The sequence below is a fragment of the Comamonas nitrativorans genome (assembly GCF_042654765.1).
Classification (GTDB): Bacteria; Pseudomonadota; Gammaproteobacteria; order Burkholderiales; family Burkholderiaceae_C; genus Comamonas; species Comamonas nitrativorans.
The window spans coordinates 75,317-89,837 of the sequence record NZ_JBHSEW010000005.1; the positions used below are offsets into that span (position 1 = coordinate 75,317).

Below are 14,521 nucleotides of genomic sequence, written 5' to 3' on the forward strand. Positions count from 1 at the left end.
CCGTGCGGCAAAGACATGCTGGGTCGCTGGGCCACCGGCTGGCCCGTTGGCTTGCCCTTCTGACACTGGCGGGGCTGACCCTGGCCTGCCTTGGCGTTTACACCGCGACGGTGCTGAGTTTCCAGGAGCGGCAAAGGGACGTGCTGCGGCAGCAGCAAAGCCAGGTGCGTCATCTCGTCACCGAGGTAGGAGGACTCGCTGGTTCCGCGCTTGCGCACAAGCTCGACGACGCGATGGTCGGGCGGCGGGACATGGGAATGTCCCTGACCGATGCGGCAGGCCGTGTCATTTATGCCAGCTCTGTCATTCCGCCTGACCATCGCACGATTGAGGCGCAGTTCGACATCCCGACCGACTCGGGCCTTGTCGGGGTATTGCTGCGTCTGGACGCCAGCGACGATGACCGCGTTCTGCAGCACCTGGCACGCACATTGATCGTCGCCGCCTTGGCTGGGGTCGTGGTGATTGCCGCTGGCGGATATACGTTGGTGCAGATCGGTCTGGCACCGATACGCGGCCTTTCAGCGCAGATTCGGGCATTGGAGGCCAACACTCTCCACCAGCACCTGGATGGTTCCGCCCAGCCCGACGAACTGGTGCCGCTGGTGCAGCATGTCAACAGTTTGCTCAAGCGTCTGCATACAGCCTATGAACAACTGGAGGCCTTCAATGCAGACGTCGCCCACGAACTCTTTACCCCGCTGGCGACCCTGATGGGAAATTCCGAAGTCGCTTTGCGCAAGGCTCGGGATGTCGATACGTTAAGAGACGTTCTGGGGGAGCAGCTCGAAGAGCTGCAGCGCATGGCGCTGATCGTGCAGGACATGCTGTTCCTGTCCCAGGCCGACCGAGGGGCCGAGGCACGGTGCGAAAACGTCGCAAGCCTGGCGGTCGTTGCAGTCGCAGTCGCCGGTCTGCATGAGGCGGCTATCGAGGAAGCGGGCCTGCACCTGCGTGTGGAGGGCGATGCCGCCTGTGCGGTGGATGTTCGTCTGTTGCAGCGTGCCCTGTCCAACCTCATCGGGAATGCGACCCGGTATGCACTTCCGCAGAGTGAGCTGCTTGTCCGCATTGAAAGGCTGGACGGCGAAACAGCGCTCTGTGTTGTAAATCAAGGCTGCACCATCGCCACTGAACATCTGCCCCACTTGTTCAATCGCTTCTACCGGGTAGACGCGGCACGTACGGGCGCCATCCGCAACCATGGGCTTGGCCTGGCCATTGTTGCCGCCATCGCCCGCATGCACGGAGGGCGCACCGTGGCGGAATCGCACGATGGCGTCACTTCCATCGGGCTTGTGGTGCCTGCTGCATCCAGTTTTGTCGAATCCTGCTGAACACGGCGAGGCACTGGTCGCCAAAGTCAAAGCTGCTGGGCCAGCCAGGCCAGGGATTTCAGGCCGACCAGGAGCAGTATTGCCAGCAGCAGGGCGCTGGTAAACGGCAGGCGCAGCGTGCGCCGGCCCAGGGGGAAGCGCAGATCGCCGGGCAGTTTGGGCAACTTGGCCAGGATGCCGGTGGTGCTGTCGATCAGCAGCAGCACGATGAAGACGACGATGGCCCAGCGCAGCAGCATGGCGTTCTCCTTGGGTCTTACAGCCGGTGCGTGCGGTCGCCGTGGGCAAAGCCCAGGGCGGGCCAGGGTTCCACGCCCTTGCACAGGCCCAGCACCTTGAACAGCTCGCCCATTTCGTGCTCCAGCACCAGCTTGCCGGCCAGCGCCCGCTGGGCCAGGGTGAGCGCATCGGTTTTTTCGGTAAACCCGCAGTTCAGCAGAAAGTGCCCCTGGCTGGTGTAGCCCAGGATGTCCCAGCCCGCCTCCTGCGCGGCGACGGCGCTGCCGGTGAAGTTGACGTGGGCGGTGATGTCCTTGCCGCCCACGTCGGCCAGCGGGTCGCTGTCCATTTTGTGGCGCTGGTGGCAGACCAGGGTGCCCATCGAGCGCTGGGGGTGGTAGTACTCGTCCTCGCCAAAGCCGTAGTCGATGAAGAACGCCGCGCCGCGCTGCAGGTGCTGGCCCAGGGTGTGGAGAAAGGCTTCGCCCTGGGGGTGGATTTCGGTGACGTAATCGTGCTCGCCTTCCACCTCCAGCGGCGGGCGCAGGTCGGTGGGGCGGTCGCTCCAGACGAAAGCGTCGCCTTGCAACGCCACGCCGCGCTCGTGCCACACACCGTCCACGCGGGCCAGCAGTTGCACGGGCATGGCATCCAGCACCTCGTTGCCCAGCACCACGCCGTGCATGGCGGGGGGCAGGCGGTCGGCCCACTGCACCGCATCGCCAAAGGCGGCCAGCCGCGCCTGCTGGCGCTGGCGCAGGCTGCCGGAGACATCGACGATGGTGTAGCGCTTCAGCGGCACGCCCTGCGCCTGCAAGGTGGTGAGCACCTGCTCGGCCAGTGCCCCGCTGCCGGCACCGAATTCCCAGATCTCATCGGTGGCCGTGTGCTGCAATGCTTCGATAATCTGAGCTGTCAGCACTTGCCCGTAAAGAAAAGATAGCTCCGGGGCGGTCACAAAGTCGCTACCGCCTGCGGGCATAGCTCCCAATTTAAGACTGTCGTTGGCGTAATAGCCCAGCCCGGGGGCGTACAGGGCCAGGTGCATGAAGCGGTCGAAACCCAGCCAGCCGTTGGCGGCGTGGATTTCCCGGGCGATCAACTGCGTCAGAGGGGTGTGTGGTGTGTCCATAATCGGCACGCTTTTTACCAGTAGTTATGGGTTGTATGGAGAACGTGACGCAATCTTCGGTGGCGGCGGGGGGGCAACCGCCCGCTTCCTGGGTGTTGGTGACCGGCGGTGCCGTGCGGCTGGGCCGGGCGCTGTGCCTGGCGTTTGCCGACGCCGGCTGGAACGTGCTGCTGCACTACCGCGATTCGCAGGCTGCGGCGCAGCAGGTGCAGGCCCTGGTGCAGGCACGGGGGCGGCAATGCCAACTGGTGCAGGCCGATCTGGCCCGGCCCGAGGCGGCCCGCCAGTTGTTGGCGGACTGCCAGCCCGCATTGCATGGCCAGCCGCTGCGCTGCATCGTGAACAACGCCTCGCAGTTCGATGCGGACACGGCAGCCACGGCGCAGGCCGATGGCTTGCTGGCGCATTTGCAGACCAATACCGTCACGCCCCTGCTGCTGGGCAACGGCCTGCTGGCGCAGGCGCAGCAGCACGGCGCCCCTGTGCCGGGCTGGTTCAGCGTGCTGCACATCCTGGACCAGAAAGTCCACAACCTGAATCCCGATTACTTTTCCTACACCGTGAGCAAGCTGGCGCTGGAGCGCAGCGTGGCCCTGCAGGCGCAGGCGCTGGCCCCCTGGGTGCGGGTGTGCGGCATCTCGCCGGGGCTGATGTTTTTGAGCGGCCCGCAGACCCAGGACAATTTCGACCGCGCCAGCCGGGTGAACCTGCTGCAAGTGCCCATCGACCCGGCGCAGGTGGCCCGCAGCGTGGTGTTTGCGGCGGAAAATCCGGCCCTGAACGGCTGCACCCTGCCGGTGGACAACGGCCAGCATTTGCTGCCGTTGTCGCGCGATGTGATGTTCGCCGTGGATGAACCCCGATCATGACCGCCATCCTGCTGGGCTTTGCCGCCCTGGATCCTCGCCTGGCGCTGGAGTGCCGGGCCCTGAGCCTGCGCCGCCACGAGGTGCCGGTGCGCATCGGCGTGCATGCGTTCGAGCGCCAGGCGCCCCAGCGCATGTGGTTCGACGTCGATCTGTGCGTGCCGCTGGCGCAGGCCGCCGCTGCGCACGACGACATTGCGCAGACGCTGGACTACGACTTCATCCGCGCCGTGATTGCCCAGGTGGTGGGCGACCGGCACCATGAGCTGCAGGAAACCCTGTGCGACCGCATTGCCGCCCGGCTGCTGGCCAACCCGGCAGTGCAGGCCGTGCGGGTGGCCACGCGCAAGCCCGATGTGTACCCGGACAGCGCTTCGATAGGAGTAGAGCGGGTTGCGCTGAAACCGTGGTGATTTCCGGTTAAAAACATTCTATAAATCAATACCAGCAGGTGCTGGCAGCTATCAATATGTCCAAGAACCTTCCGGTGCCGCAAACCGGCAACCAAATCCTGACGCTTACCGGCCTGCGCTTTGCCGCCAACCTGGGCATCCTGGACCACGAAAAAACCGCGCCCCAGCCCATCCAGGTGGATGCGGAACTGAACCAGGGCCCGCAAGCCTTGCGCCCGCAGGACGACGACATCCTGCACGTGCTGGACTACCGCAAGGTGCGGCAGATCATCATCGAGGAATGCACGGCCGAGCATGTCAACTTGCTGGAGAGCCTGATCGGCAAGCTGGCCCAGCGCCTGATGCAGCTGCCCGGCGTGCTGGGCGTGCGCATCAAGATCGCCAAGCTGGAGATTTTCGACGACTGCGAAGTGGCTATCCGGGTGGAAGCGGGGCAGTGGTAGCGGCGGCGGGCTGGCTTAAAAACACCTCCAGCGCCTCGATCGGCAGCGGCCTGCTGATGCCGTAGCCCTGGAAGAAGCGGCAGCCCCAGCCCTGCAGCGCCGCCTGGTGGCCCGGGGTTTCCACGCCTTCGGCAATCACCTCCAGGCCCAGGCCGTGGCCCAGGGCAATCACGGTCTGGGCGATGCTGGCGTCGTTGCGGTCTTCCAGGCAGTCGCGCACAAAGCCCTGGTCGATCTTGAGCTGGTCCAGCGGCAGGCGCTTGAGGTAGGCCAGGGACGAAAAGCCGGTGCCGAAGTCGTCGATCGAAAACCGCACGCCCAGGCTGCGCAGGGCCTGCATCCGCTGCACGACGGCGTCGATCTGCTCGACCATGGCGCTTTCGGTCAGCTCCAGCTTCAGCAGCGGCGCGGGGGCGCCGGTTTCCTGCAGCACCTCCTGCACCTGCTGGACGAAATCGTCCTGCTGGAACTGGCCGGCGCTGACATTCACGGCCATGGCGATGTGCCCGCGCCCGGGTTGTGTGGCCCAGGTGGCCAGCTGGGTGCAGGCGGTGTGCAGAATCCACCGGCCCAGGGGCAGGATGAGGCCGGTTTTTTCCGCCAGCGGGATAAATTCCGCCGGGGAGATGAAGCCCTGCTCTTGCGAGAACCAGCGCACCAGGGCTTCGACGCCGACCACCTGCCCCGCGCTATCGACCTGGGGCTGGTAGTGCAGGCGGAAGCTCTGCTGCTGCAGGGCTTCGCGCAGGCTGTGCTGCAGGCGGGCGCGGGAGGCGACCTGGGCCTGCATCTGCGCTTCGTAGAACAGGATGCTGCCGGGGCCGGCGCTCTTGGCCTGGTTCAGCGTCAGGTCGGCCTTGCGCAGCAGCTCCATGGGCGCTTCGTGCTGCAGGCCGAACAGCAGCACGCCGATGCTGACGGTGCAGTGCTGGGCTGCTCCGGCAAAGGCGATGGGCGTCTCCAGGGCGTCCAGCAGGCCGGCGGCCACGCGCTCGGTGCGCAGGGCGGCATCGCCCAGGACGGCGGGCAGTGCGGGCAGCAGGGCCAGGAACTCGTCGCCGCTGGGGCGCGAGAGGACGGCATTGGGTGGCAGCGCCGCCTGGATGCGCCGGGCCAGGGCGGCCAGGAAGGCGTCGCCCGCCTCGTGGCCCAGGGTGTCGTTGACGGCCTGGAAATCGTCGACGTCCAGGTACAGCAGGGCACCCAGGCCCTGCCCGTCCAGGCACTGGATTTGCGCCTGTTCCAGGGACTGGACGAAGGACTGGCGGTTGGGCAGGCCGGTCAGGGTGTCGGTCGAGGTCAGGTGGGCAATGCGGGCATCGGCCTGGCGCTGGGCGGTCACGTCGTGGCTGATCCAGAGGATGCAGTGTTCGCCATCGAGCAGCAGCAAGCTGGCCGAGAGCAGCACCGTCAGCGGGCGGCCGTCTTTGTGGCGACGGTGCAGTTCCACGTCCTGGCAACTGCGCTCCAGCACGATGTGCTGCACCAGAGGCTCCCAATCCTGGGGGGACAACCACAGGCCGAGCGCAATTTCGGTGCGCTCCAGGGTTTCGCCGCGCTGCCAGCCGTAGATGCGGGTAAAGCCTTCGTTCACGTCAACGATGCGGCCATCGCGCAGGCGGGTAATTTCCAGCCCATTGGGGCTGAACTGGAAGGCTGCGCGGTACAACTGTTCGCTTTCGCGCAGGGCCTGCTGGCGCTGCTCGATCTCCTGCACCAGGTGGTTGAACACCAGGGCCATCTGCCGCACTTCGGCCTGTTTGGGGACGGCCACGCGCTGCAGGGTGCCGCCGTCGCGCATCATCCCGGCCAATGCAGCGGTGGTGATCTCCAGCGGCCGCAGTTCGTGGTGCAGCAGCCGCCACATGCCCAGGGCGGCCAGCAGGCTGACGACGATGGCTGCCAGGGTGATGTTCTGGCTCAGGGCGTTGACCGGGGCCAGTGCCTCGGCCAGAGGGGTGTTGACGACGACCTTCCAGCCAGCGATGGGAATCGAGCGTACGGCGATCAGCCAGGAGGTGCCGTTGCGCAGGTATTCGGTCTGGGTGCTGTCGCCTTGGGCCAGGGCATCCAGTACCGGATCGGCACCCGGGGCGGGCAGGGCCTGCAGGGTGCGGTTGGACGAGCTGGCGGCAATGATGCTGCGCGTGGCGGTATCGACGACCAGAAAGCCGCCGTCGCGGCCATACGAGTAGCCCTGGATGCTGGACAGAAAGTTCGGGTCGCTCAGGTCCAGCACTCCGGCCAGCACGCCCACGGGGACGCCGCTATCGCCCCAGATCGGCACGGCCATGACGACGACGGGGGTCGTCCCTTCGGTAAACGGCGGACTGACCACGCTGCTGCCGGCCAGGGCGCGGCGCAGGAAATCCCGGTCGGCATAGTTGTTCCCGATGCGCAGGATATGGGGCGGAAACGAGGTCAGCGCCAGGCCTTCGGCGTTGGTGATGAAGGTGCCGCCGTTGAACAGTTGCTGCAGCACGACCAGCCCGAGCTGGGCCGAATTCGGGCCCATCGGCATTTCCCCGAAGGCCTGGCGCAGCGCGGCGAAGCTGGAGGGCGAGGCGCTCAGCTGCTCCGGCTGGTGTTCGACGATGGGGCCAAAGTGGCGGGCCACCCGCAGCAGGACGGCCTGGCGCTCCTGCAGCGTCTGCTCCAGCGCCAGGGCCGCGAAGGTGGCCGTCGATTGCTGCTGCGTCTCCACCTGGGTGCGCATGTCCTGGCGCAGCTGGTGGCTGGCGAACAGCACCAGGGCCCACAAGCCGCCCAGAAACAGCAGCACGGTCAAGAGCGGCAAGCGCAGTTTCAATGAACGCCACGATAGCGCGGGCATAAGTGGTTGCTCCCTGTGGTGTGTGGGCGGCAGGCTCCGGGCGATGGAAATGCCCGGTTTGGACGGCCTGCATTCGAATGCGAGGAAAATCGCGCCCCAACAGTGCCCCGTGTTGTCTGAACCCGTGTGTCCCGGCAGCGCTTTTACAACAATTTATCTTGTATGAATACCGTTACTTCCCCTTCCTGGGTGGCCGAAACCACCGATGCCGCAGCCTCCTTTGCATCTGCCGATACGGCGGTTGCAGCGGGCGGTGGCAAGTCCAAGGCCGAGCGCGAGGCGCACAAGCTGGAAAAGCGCCTGTGCCGTGAAGTGGGCCGCGCCATCACCGACTTCAACATGATCGAGGAAGGTGACCGGGTGATGGTCTGCATGTCCGGCGGCAAGGACAGCTACACCCTGCTGGACATCCTGCGCAAGCTGCAAAAACGCGCCCCGATCAAGTTCGAGATCGTGGCGGTGAACCTCGACCAGAAGCAGCCCGGCTTTCCCGAGCATGTGCTGCCCGGCTACCTGGACAGCATCGGCGTGGAGTACCACATCGAGAACCAGGACACCTACAGCGTCGTCAAGCGCGTGGTGCCCGAGGGCAAGACCACCTGCAGCCTGTGTTCGCGCCTGCGCCGGGCGATCCTGTATTCGGTGGCCGACGCGCTGAAATGCACCAAGGTCGCGCTGGGCCACCACCGCGACGACATCCTGGCCACCATGATGCTCAACCTGTTCTACGGCGGGCGCATGAAGGGGATGCCGCCCAAGCTGGTCAGCGACGATGGCAAGCACGTCGTCATCCGCCCCCTGTGCTATGTGCCCGAGCGCGATACGCGCAGTTGGGCCGAATACCAGCAGTTCCCCATCATCCCCTGCAACCTGTGCGGCAGCCAGGACGGCCTGCAGCGCGTGGCCGTCAATGAAATGCTGCGCGAGTGGGAGAAGAAGCACCCGGGCCGCATCGAGAGCATGTTCCGCGCCATGGGCCACGTGGTGACCACGCATATGATGGATCCCAAACTGCACGATTTCAAAAACGCCAAGGCCACCGGCATTGCCGACCCCAATGGCGATATTGCGTTCGACGATGAACCTCTGCCCGTGCCGCAGGTCGTACAGCGCAGCCGTTCTTCTGTCGAGTAATCGCCCTCGCGGGCAAGGAGGTCCTGATGCCCCAACTGAAAACTACCGTGGTGCGCTGCGCCGCCGTGCTGGGCAGCGCCCTGGCGCTGGCCGGGTGCGCCGTCGGCCCCACCGCCATTACCAGCGACGTGCAGTCGTACTCCAGCATGCAGGGGGTGACGCTGCCGGCCACCTACCGGCTGGAGGTGCTGCCGTCCCAGGCCCAGCAGGCCAGCTTTGCCCAGATCGAGGCGGCCGCCGAGGCCGCCCTGGAAAAAGTCGGCCTCAAGCGCGATGTGCGCCCCGATCTGGCCCGGCTGGTGGTGCAGGTGGGCGCTTCGGCGGGCGAAGGGCGGGCCAGCCACCCGACCTGGGACCCCTACTACTACGGCCCGCGCTTCGGTTGGGGCCTGGGCTACGGCGGGGGCTGGTACAGCGGCTGGAACATGCACTGGATGATGATGGACGCCCCGCCCCGGGTGTACCTGCGGGCCGTCAAGCTGGTGTTGCGCGACCAGCAGACCCAGCGCATCGTCTACGAAACCTCGGCCCAGTACGATGAAGTGCGCGTGGACGACAGCACCATCTGGCCGGCGCTGTTCGATGCGGCCCTGACGGGCTTCCCCTTCCCGCCCAGCGGGCCGCGCCAGGTGACGACGCCGCCTAAGGACGCCGCCGCCCAACCGCAGGCGCCCGCCCCCCAGGCCGCGCCGGCGGCTACGCCAGCGCCGGCTGCGCAGTAGGCGTGCCGCAAGCGCAACCGCAACCAGCAGCGGGGGCTGCCTGCGCTTGCGGAGCGACGATGCGCAGCCCCAGTTTTTCCAGCAGTGCATCGTCGGCCCGGGTGTCCGGGTTGCCGGTGGTCAGCAGCTTGTCGCCGTAAAAAATCGAGTTTGCCCCGGCCAGAAAGCACAGCGCCTGCACCGCTTCGCCCAGCTGCTGGCGGCCCGCCGACAGGCGGATGCGGGCCTTGGGCATGGTGATGCGGCACACGGCGATGACGCGCACGAAGTCCAGCGGGTCGACCGGGGCGCTGCTGGCCAGCACCGTGCCGGGCACGGGCACCAGGCTGTTGATGGGCACCGATTCGGGCTGGAGCTTGACCAGCTCGGCAATCAGGCTGGCGCGGTCGGCCTGCTGCTCGCCCAGGCCGATGATGCCGCCGCAGCACACCTTGATGCCCGCTTCGCGCACCGCGGCCAGGGTGTCGATGCGGTCCTGGTAGCTGCGCGTGGTCACCACCTGGGCGTAATGCGCGGGGCTGGTGTCCAGGTTGTGGTTGTAGTAATCCAGCCCGGCAGTCTGCAAGGTCTGCGCCTGTTCGGGCGAGAGCATGCCCAGCGTGGCGCAGGTTTCCAGCCCCAGGGCTTTGACGTTGGCGATCATGCTGGCCATCTTTTCCAGGTCGCGCTCTTTCGGGCTGCGCCAGGCCGCCCCCATGCAGAAGCGCGTGGCCCCGGCCGCCTTGGCGGCCTTGGCGGCGTGCAGCACTTCGTCCTCGGGCAGCAGCTTGCTGGCGTGCAGCCCGGTGTCGAAGCTTTGCGATTGCGGGCAGTAGCCGCAGTTTTCCGGGCAACCGCCGGTTTTTACCGACAGCAGGGTCGCCAGCTCCACATCCGGGGTGGGCCAGTGCGCCTGGTGGACGGCGGTGGCCCGCTGCATCAACGTCAGCCACGGCTGGGCAAACAATTCTTCGATGGCGGACAAAGTCCAGGTAGACATGGCAGGTCTCCAAAGCAAACAACGATGGAGGCCGATTGTGAAAGCCTCGGCCCGGCCTGCCCAGGGTGCCGGGGCCAAATAGTCGGCATGATTTTTCAGCGCCTAAAAAATGCCAAATTACGCCATTTTTCTCGAAAATTGGCCGAAGTTGCGTGCCAATAAATGCAATGCCGTGTTTTGCAGCGATCGCGCCGGCATTTGCAGCGAAGAAGGCGGAAAACACGCGCGGTCGGCGCAAGGAAATCCGGGTTTGTAAAATCGGAAGTCTCCCCCCACATCGCCCCTTCCGGCGCAAACCCCATGGACGCAACCCGCATCATCGCCATCCGGCACGGTGAAACCCCCTGGAATGTCGATGGCCGCATTCAAGGGCATACCGACATCCCCTTGAACGCCACCGGCCAGGCCCAGGCCGTGCAGGCGGCGCAGGCTTTGGCCGAGGAACCCCTGGCCGCCATCTACAGCAGCGACCTGCAACGTGCCTGGCAGACCGCACAGGCGCTGGCGCACACTACCGGCGCAGCCGTGCATGCCGCGCCGGGGCTGCGCGAGCGCTGCTTCGGCGCGTTCGAAGGCCGCAGCTTTGCGCAGGTGGAGCAGTCCCACCCGGAGGACGCCTACCGCTGGCGCAAGCGCGACCCGCAGTTCGTCTTTCCGGGGGGCGGGGAGTCGCTGGAGCAGCTGCGCGAACGCATCGCCGCCACCGTGCAGCAACTGGCGCAGCAACATGTCGGCGCCCAGATCGCCCTGGTTGCCCACGGCGGGGTGATGGACATGCTGTACCGCCTGGCAACCGGCCAGGATCTGCAGGCGCCGCGCACCTGGGCGCTGACGAATACGGCGATCAACCGCCTGTTGTGGACGCCGCAGGGGCTGACCCTGGTGGGCTGGGGCGACGTGCAGCACCTGGAGGGCGGGGCGCTGGAGGAATCGTTCTCGTAATCGCCAAGATGTTTTAAGAACCTGTTCACGATCTCCGCGCGGGTGTGCAGTCACGCAATCGGGCGCTCTGCGGCGTTGCAAATCCTCGCCATAGCACCGCTATGGCTGCGGTTTGCGCCTAGCAGCCCATCCCGATCCGCTTCCCGCACCCCTTCGTGCCGAGATCGTAAACACGTTCTAAAAAAAGAGCTTCTACCGCTGATAAACAAAGGATTTCAGATGGTTTTTAACATGAAATCCAATGAATACCAGCGGTAGAAGCTCTCTTTTTTGTGTTTTGGCTTGGGTTTTAGTTTTGACTTACCGGCCGTACAGCGCGGTGAAGCTGGCCGTGCCCAGGCAGTGGGCGTTGATCATGAAACCGGCCAGCGCCGCCGTGGCGTCGTCCGGAATGTCCAGCCTGGGCACCGACAGGGCGTGGACGGTGAATACGTAGCGGTGCGGCTTGTCCCCCGGCGGCGGGCACACGCCACCCCAGGCAAAGCTGCCATAGTCGTTGCGGATTTGCCGCGCACCGGCGGGCAGGGCGGCGCTGTCGGCAGCGCCCGCGTTGGGTTGCAGCTCGGTGGTATCGGCAGGCAGGTCGATCACCATCCAGTGCCACCAGCCGCTGCCGCTGGGCGCATCCGGGTCGTACACCGTCAGCGCCAGGCTTTGCGTGCCCGCCGGTGCGCCCTGCCAGCGCAGTACGGGCGATTCGTTGCGGCCCGTGCAGCCAAAGCTGTTGAATTCAAATTCCTGCGGGATGGTGCCGTTGGCGGGGATGTCGGGACTGCTCAGAACAAATTCGGTCATATGCGTTCATCTCCTGTGAAAAAAGCCAAGTATGCGGGGTTTAGTTGGATTTTTTGAAATCCAGGCCGTTGCGCACGGCGTCCTGCATCCGCTGGTCACGTTCCTCGATGGGCGTGGGTTTGCGGTTGCGGTCTTCGATGGCGGCATCCGACGGGGTAAAGGCGGGCACGGGGCTGCGCTCGACCGCGCCTTTGGGCAGGTAGGACGGCTGCACCACCGCATAGACGGCGGCCAGCAGCACGACGCCGATCAGGCCGGCGCGGCTTTTCTTCCACACGGCCCAGGCCGCCAGCACCAGCAGGGCCAGCGGGATCAGGTTCAGCGCGGCGATCATTTCAGCGGCACCATGGGCACGGCGTCGCTCAGGACGGTGGAGGGCAGCTGGCCATCCCACTTCTCGATCCAGGCCCGCTGGTTTTCCAGCTTGCGCAGCTCCAGCACGCGGGAATCGACCGAGGCGGCCAGGGTGGCCTGGGCCAGGGCTTCGGTTTCGGCCTTCTCTTTCTCGATGGCGCGTTGCAGGCGGGCTTCGCGCAGCTCGCGCTCCAGGCGGGCGGCGGACACTTGCGTCTGCGCCTCTTCCTGCTGGATGGCTTCGCGGCGTTCGGCGGCGGCTTCCTGCGCCTTGGTGATGATGTCGGGGTACTTCAGGTTGGTGATGCCGACGTGGCGCACCGAGAACGGCGTGCGTGCCTCGATCGCCTTGCCCAGGCGCAGGCCCAGGTCGGCATTGATCTTTTCGTTGCTGGAGGCGATCTGGCTGATGCTGTACTGGCTCAGGTACTCGCGCACTTCGGCCTGGATGATCTGGCTGGCATAGGTGCGGTAGACCTGTTCGTTGGCGATGATGGCCGTGGTGCCGCGCCCGTCCGTCGGGGAGATGGTGTTGAACAGCTCGGCGGTTTTCTTGGGGTTGATGCTCAGGGTGGCCCGCACGGTAACGTCCAGATTCAGCTTGTCTTCAGGGATGAAGATGCTCAGGTTTTCCTGGTAGGCCTTGTCCGCCACGTCCAGCATCACCAGCCGGTCGCAATAGGCCCAGCACGGCGAGAGGCGGAACTTGGAGGTGGGTATCAGCGCCTCCTGGTAGCCGTCCTTGGTCATGATCTTGCCGACGTGGGCGGGCGGAATCTCCACGCGCTCGCCCGCCAGTACCAGTGCCAGCAGGGCAGCGACCACGGCGCCGACGATGAGCAGGATGGTTTTCTTGAACGAGGAAGCTGTGACGGTGGGTTTGATCAGTTTTGTCATCGGGGTGCCCCCTCCTTGCGGGCCGAAAAAGCCCGGATTATCAAGAAAAAAAGCACTGCCTCCTTTGCAGGGAGGCAGTGCTTCTTATGAGGAGAGCGGTGCTTACAGTTCGCCGTAGCTGTGCAGGCCCGAGAGGAACATGTTCACCCCCAGGAAGGCGAAGGTGGTGACTGCCAGCCCGACCAGCGCCCACCAGGCCGACACCGTGCCGCGCAGCCCTTTCATGAGGCGCATGTGCAGCCAGGCGGCGTAGTTCAGCCAGACGATCAGCGCCCAGGTTTCCTTGGGGTCCCAGCTCCAGTAGCCGCCCCAGGCGTCGGCGGCCCACAGGGCGCCCAGCACGGTGGCGATGGTGAAGAAGGCAAAGCCGACGGCAATCGCCTTGTACATCATGCTGTCCAGCACTTCGAAGGCGGGCAGGCGGGCCGCGATGGGTTTGCGCAGCGACAGGATGCCGCCGACGATCAGGGCGGAAATACCGGCATAGACGATCCAGTAGCTGCTGCCGCCGGACTGGCTCTGGCGGAAGGCCAGCGGCTCGAAGCACAGCGCCACGCCCAGCAGCCACAGGGGGGCAAGCTTGTACCACTTGGTTTCGGTGGCCTGCTGCTTGATGAGGTAGGCGAAGGCGACCATCGCCGACAGGGCAAAGGTGCCGTAGCCGATGAAGTTGGCCGGGACGTGAACCTTCATCCACCAGCTTTGCAGCGCCGGGATCAGGGGCTGGATTTCCTGGCCTTCGCGGGCCACGGTGTACCACAGCAGAAAACCGACTGCCGCGCTGACCACCAGCATCACGAAGCCGCCCAGGGCGCGGGCCGCGTACTGCTCCTCGTAGTACAGGTAGAACAGCGCCGTCATCCAGATGAACATGACGAACACTTCGTACAGGTTGCTCACCGGAATGTGGCCGATGTCCGGGCCGAGCAGGTAGCTTTCGTACCAGCGCACCATGGTGCCGACCAGGGCCAGCGTGACCGCCAGCCAGACCATGCCGGTGGCGATGCGGCCAAAGGTGTCTTTCTCGCCCTGGGCGAACAGGGCGATCCAGTAGAAGACGGTGGCGACGAAGCACAGTACCCCCATCCACAGGATGGCCGACTGGCTGGAGAGGAGGAATTTCAGGCCGAACACCGTCTCGGCCCGGTCGATGTGCGCTGCGCCATCCGGCCCCTGGTAGAGCCAGATGGCCAGCAGCGACAGGCCGCCGACGGCCAGCATCAGCTTCTGCATGGGGCGCCAGAACCAGCCCAGCGCGATCAGGCCGGGGGTGGTGAGCAGCAGGATGCCGGTTTCGTACTCGTCCATCGCGTAGCCGTACTTGTGCCAGGCGAAGGCCGTACCGGCCAGCAGAACCAGCGCAAAAAGCCAGTCCAGAACATTGCGGCGGGCCCAGAAACCGGGGTTCAGGCTGACCGTGGCGGGCGACGAGGAAGGGGCAGTGACAGTGTTCAT

Annotated in this window: 15 protein-coding genes; 7 read left to right on the top strand and 8 right to left on the bottom strand. The window is 65.6% G+C overall.

All coding sequences use genetic code 11. The features are described from left to right. Positions 1-2: 2 nt before the first annotated feature. Positions 3-1,337, top strand: a complete 1,335-nt coding sequence (locus ACFO3A_RS06875) for a heavy metal sensor histidine kinase (RefSeq protein ID WP_377725128.1) — start codon at positions 3-5, stop codon at positions 1,335-1,337. Between the two features lie 26 nt (positions 1,338-1,363). On the opposite strand, the gene ACFO3A_RS06880 is transcribed toward ACFO3A_RS06875, so the two are convergent. Then, positions 1,364-1,576, bottom strand: coding sequence for a DUF2905 family protein (locus tag ACFO3A_RS06880; RefSeq protein ID WP_377725130.1), 213 nt, complete (start codon positions 1,574-1,576; stop codon positions 1,364-1,366). A 17-nt stretch (positions 1,577-1,593) separates the two neighbouring features. After that, a complete protein-coding gene (locus tag ACFO3A_RS06885) occupies positions 1,594-2,688 on the bottom strand; it encodes a class I SAM-dependent methyltransferase (RefSeq protein ID WP_377725131.1) in 1,095 nt (364 codons plus the stop codon). A gap of 44 nt (positions 2,689-2,732) precedes the next feature. Here ACFO3A_RS06885 and ACFO3A_RS06890 point away from each other — a divergent pair, with 44 nt between their 5' ends. From ACFO3A_RS06890 to ACFO3A_RS06900, 3 genes are read left to right on the top strand one after another with little or no spacing between them, the layout of a single operon-like run. Further along, complete coding sequence (locus ACFO3A_RS06890; RefSeq protein WP_377725132.1) at positions 2,733-3,557, top strand: SDR family oxidoreductase; 825 nt, start codon at positions 2,733-2,735, stop codon at positions 3,555-3,557. Continuing rightward, a complete protein-coding gene (locus ACFO3A_RS06895) occupies positions 3,554-3,967 on the top strand; it encodes a dihydroneopterin aldolase (protein WP_377725133.1) in 414 nt (137 codons plus the stop codon). Before ACFO3A_RS06890 ends, ACFO3A_RS06895 begins: the two co-directional genes overlap by 4 nt. A gap of 56 nt (positions 3,968-4,023) precedes the next feature. Continuing rightward, the gene (locus tag ACFO3A_RS06900; protein ID WP_377725135.1) at positions 4,024-4,410 is read left to right on the top strand and encodes a dihydroneopterin aldolase; all 387 of its coding nucleotides are present in this window, start codon (positions 4,024-4,026) and stop codon (positions 4,408-4,410) included. Here the strand turns inward: ACFO3A_RS06900 and ACFO3A_RS06905 are convergent. Then, entirely contained in the window at positions 4,382-7,207 is a 2,826-nt protein-coding gene (locus tag ACFO3A_RS06905) for a bifunctional diguanylate cyclase/phosphodiesterase (protein WP_377725138.1), read from the bottom strand. The genes ACFO3A_RS06900 and ACFO3A_RS06905 overlap by 29 nt on opposite strands. A gap of 198 nt (positions 7,208-7,405) precedes the next feature. On the opposite strand from ACFO3A_RS06905, the gene ttcA reads away from it, so the two are divergent. Both ttcA and ACFO3A_RS06915 read left to right on the top strand, forming a co-directional pair. Continuing rightward, the gene (ttcA, locus tag ACFO3A_RS06910; protein WP_377725139.1) at positions 7,406-8,377 is read left to right on the top strand and encodes a tRNA 2-thiocytidine(32) synthetase TtcA; all 972 of its coding nucleotides are present in this window, start codon (positions 7,406-7,408) and stop codon (positions 8,375-8,377) included. A gap of 26 nt (positions 8,378-8,403) precedes the next feature. Then, positions 8,404-9,099 (top strand): DUF4136 domain-containing protein, encoded by a 696-nt coding sequence (locus ACFO3A_RS06915; protein WP_377725141.1) that lies wholly within the window; start codon positions 8,404-8,406, stop codon positions 9,097-9,099. Here the strand turns inward: ACFO3A_RS06915 and bioB are convergent. After that, positions 9,074-10,078 carry a biotin synthase BioB gene (bioB, locus tag ACFO3A_RS06920; RefSeq protein ID WP_377725144.1) on the bottom strand — a complete coding sequence of 335 codons (1,005 nt, stop codon included), beginning with the start codon at positions 10,076-10,078 and terminating at the stop codon, positions 9,074-9,076. The two genes, ACFO3A_RS06915 and bioB, sit on opposite strands and share 26 nt — an antisense overlap. Positions 10,079-10,378: 300 nt before the next feature. Here bioB and ACFO3A_RS06925 point away from each other — a divergent pair, with 300 nt between their 5' ends. Beyond that, on the top strand, positions 10,379-11,020 hold the full coding sequence (locus ACFO3A_RS06925) for a histidine phosphatase family protein (RefSeq protein ID WP_377725146.1): 642 nt from the start codon (positions 10,379-10,381) through the stop codon (positions 11,018-11,020). A gap of 300 nt (positions 11,021-11,320) precedes the next feature. On the opposite strand, the gene ACFO3A_RS06930 is transcribed toward ACFO3A_RS06925, so the two are convergent. The 4 genes from ACFO3A_RS06930 to ccsB all read right to left on the bottom strand — a co-directional run bounded on the left by ACFO3A_RS06930 (position 11,321) and on the right by ccsB (position 14,521). After that, a complete protein-coding gene (locus tag ACFO3A_RS06930; RefSeq protein ID WP_377725148.1) occupies positions 11,321-11,815 on the bottom strand; it encodes a YbhB/YbcL family Raf kinase inhibitor-like protein in 495 nt (164 codons plus the stop codon). 40 nt (positions 11,816-11,855) lie between these two features. Further along, positions 11,856-12,149 carry a hypothetical protein gene (locus tag ACFO3A_RS06935; protein WP_377725150.1) on the bottom strand — a complete coding sequence of 98 codons (294 nt, stop codon included), beginning with the start codon at positions 12,147-12,149 and terminating at the stop codon, positions 11,856-11,858. Next, complete coding sequence (locus tag ACFO3A_RS06940) at positions 12,146-13,066, bottom strand: SPFH domain-containing protein (RefSeq protein ID WP_377725152.1); 921 nt, start codon at positions 13,064-13,066, stop codon at positions 12,146-12,148. Before ACFO3A_RS06940 ends, ACFO3A_RS06935 begins: the two co-directional genes overlap by 4 nt. Before the next feature lie 102 nt (positions 13,067-13,168). After that, positions 13,169-14,521 carry a c-type cytochrome biogenesis protein CcsB gene (gene ccsB / locus ACFO3A_RS06945; RefSeq protein WP_377725154.1) on the bottom strand — a complete coding sequence of 451 codons (1,353 nt, stop codon included), beginning with the start codon at positions 14,519-14,521 and terminating at the stop codon, positions 13,169-13,171.

Excerpts from the sequence above, each read along its gene's own strand:
- ACFO3A_RS06935 (WP_377725150.1), bottom strand. The coding sequence starts at position 12,149 with ATGATCGCCGCGCTGAACCTGATCCCGCTGGCCCTGCTGGTGCTGGCG.
- ACFO3A_RS06885 (WP_377725131.1), bottom strand. The coding sequence starts at position 2,688 with ATGGACACACCACACACCCCTCTGACGCAGTTGATCGCCCGGGAAATC.
- bioB (WP_377725144.1), bottom strand. The coding sequence starts at position 10,078 with ATGTCTACCTGGACTTTGTCCGCCATCGAAGAATTGTTTGCCCAGCCG.
- ccsB (WP_377725154.1), bottom strand. The coding sequence starts at position 14,521 with ATGAACACTGTCACTGCCCCTTCCTCGTCGCCCGCCACGGTCAGCCTG.
- ACFO3A_RS06925 (WP_377725146.1), top strand. The coding sequence starts at position 10,379 with ATGGACGCAACCCGCATCATCGCCATCCGGCACGGTGAAACCCCCTGG.
- ACFO3A_RS06940 (WP_377725152.1), bottom strand. The coding sequence starts at position 13,066 with ATGACAAAACTGATCAAACCCACCGTCACAGCTTCCTCGTTCAAGAAA.
- ttcA (WP_377725139.1), top strand. The coding sequence starts at position 7,406 with ATGAATACCGTTACTTCCCCTTCCTGGGTGGCCGAAACCACCGATGCC.
- ACFO3A_RS06880 (WP_377725130.1), bottom strand. The coding sequence starts at position 1,576 with ATGCTGCTGCGCTGGGCCATCGTCGTCTTCATCGTGCTGCTGCTGATC.
- ACFO3A_RS06895 (WP_377725133.1), top strand. The coding sequence starts at position 3,554 with ATGACCGCCATCCTGCTGGGCTTTGCCGCCCTGGATCCTCGCCTGGCG.
- ACFO3A_RS06900 (WP_377725135.1), top strand. The coding sequence starts at position 4,024 with ATGTCCAAGAACCTTCCGGTGCCGCAAACCGGCAACCAAATCCTGACG.
- ACFO3A_RS06930 (WP_377725148.1), bottom strand. The coding sequence starts at position 11,815 with ATGACCGAATTTGTTCTGAGCAGTCCCGACATCCCCGCCAACGGCACC.
- ACFO3A_RS06915 (WP_377725141.1), top strand. The coding sequence starts at position 8,404 with ATGCCCCAACTGAAAACTACCGTGGTGCGCTGCGCCGCCGTGCTGGGC.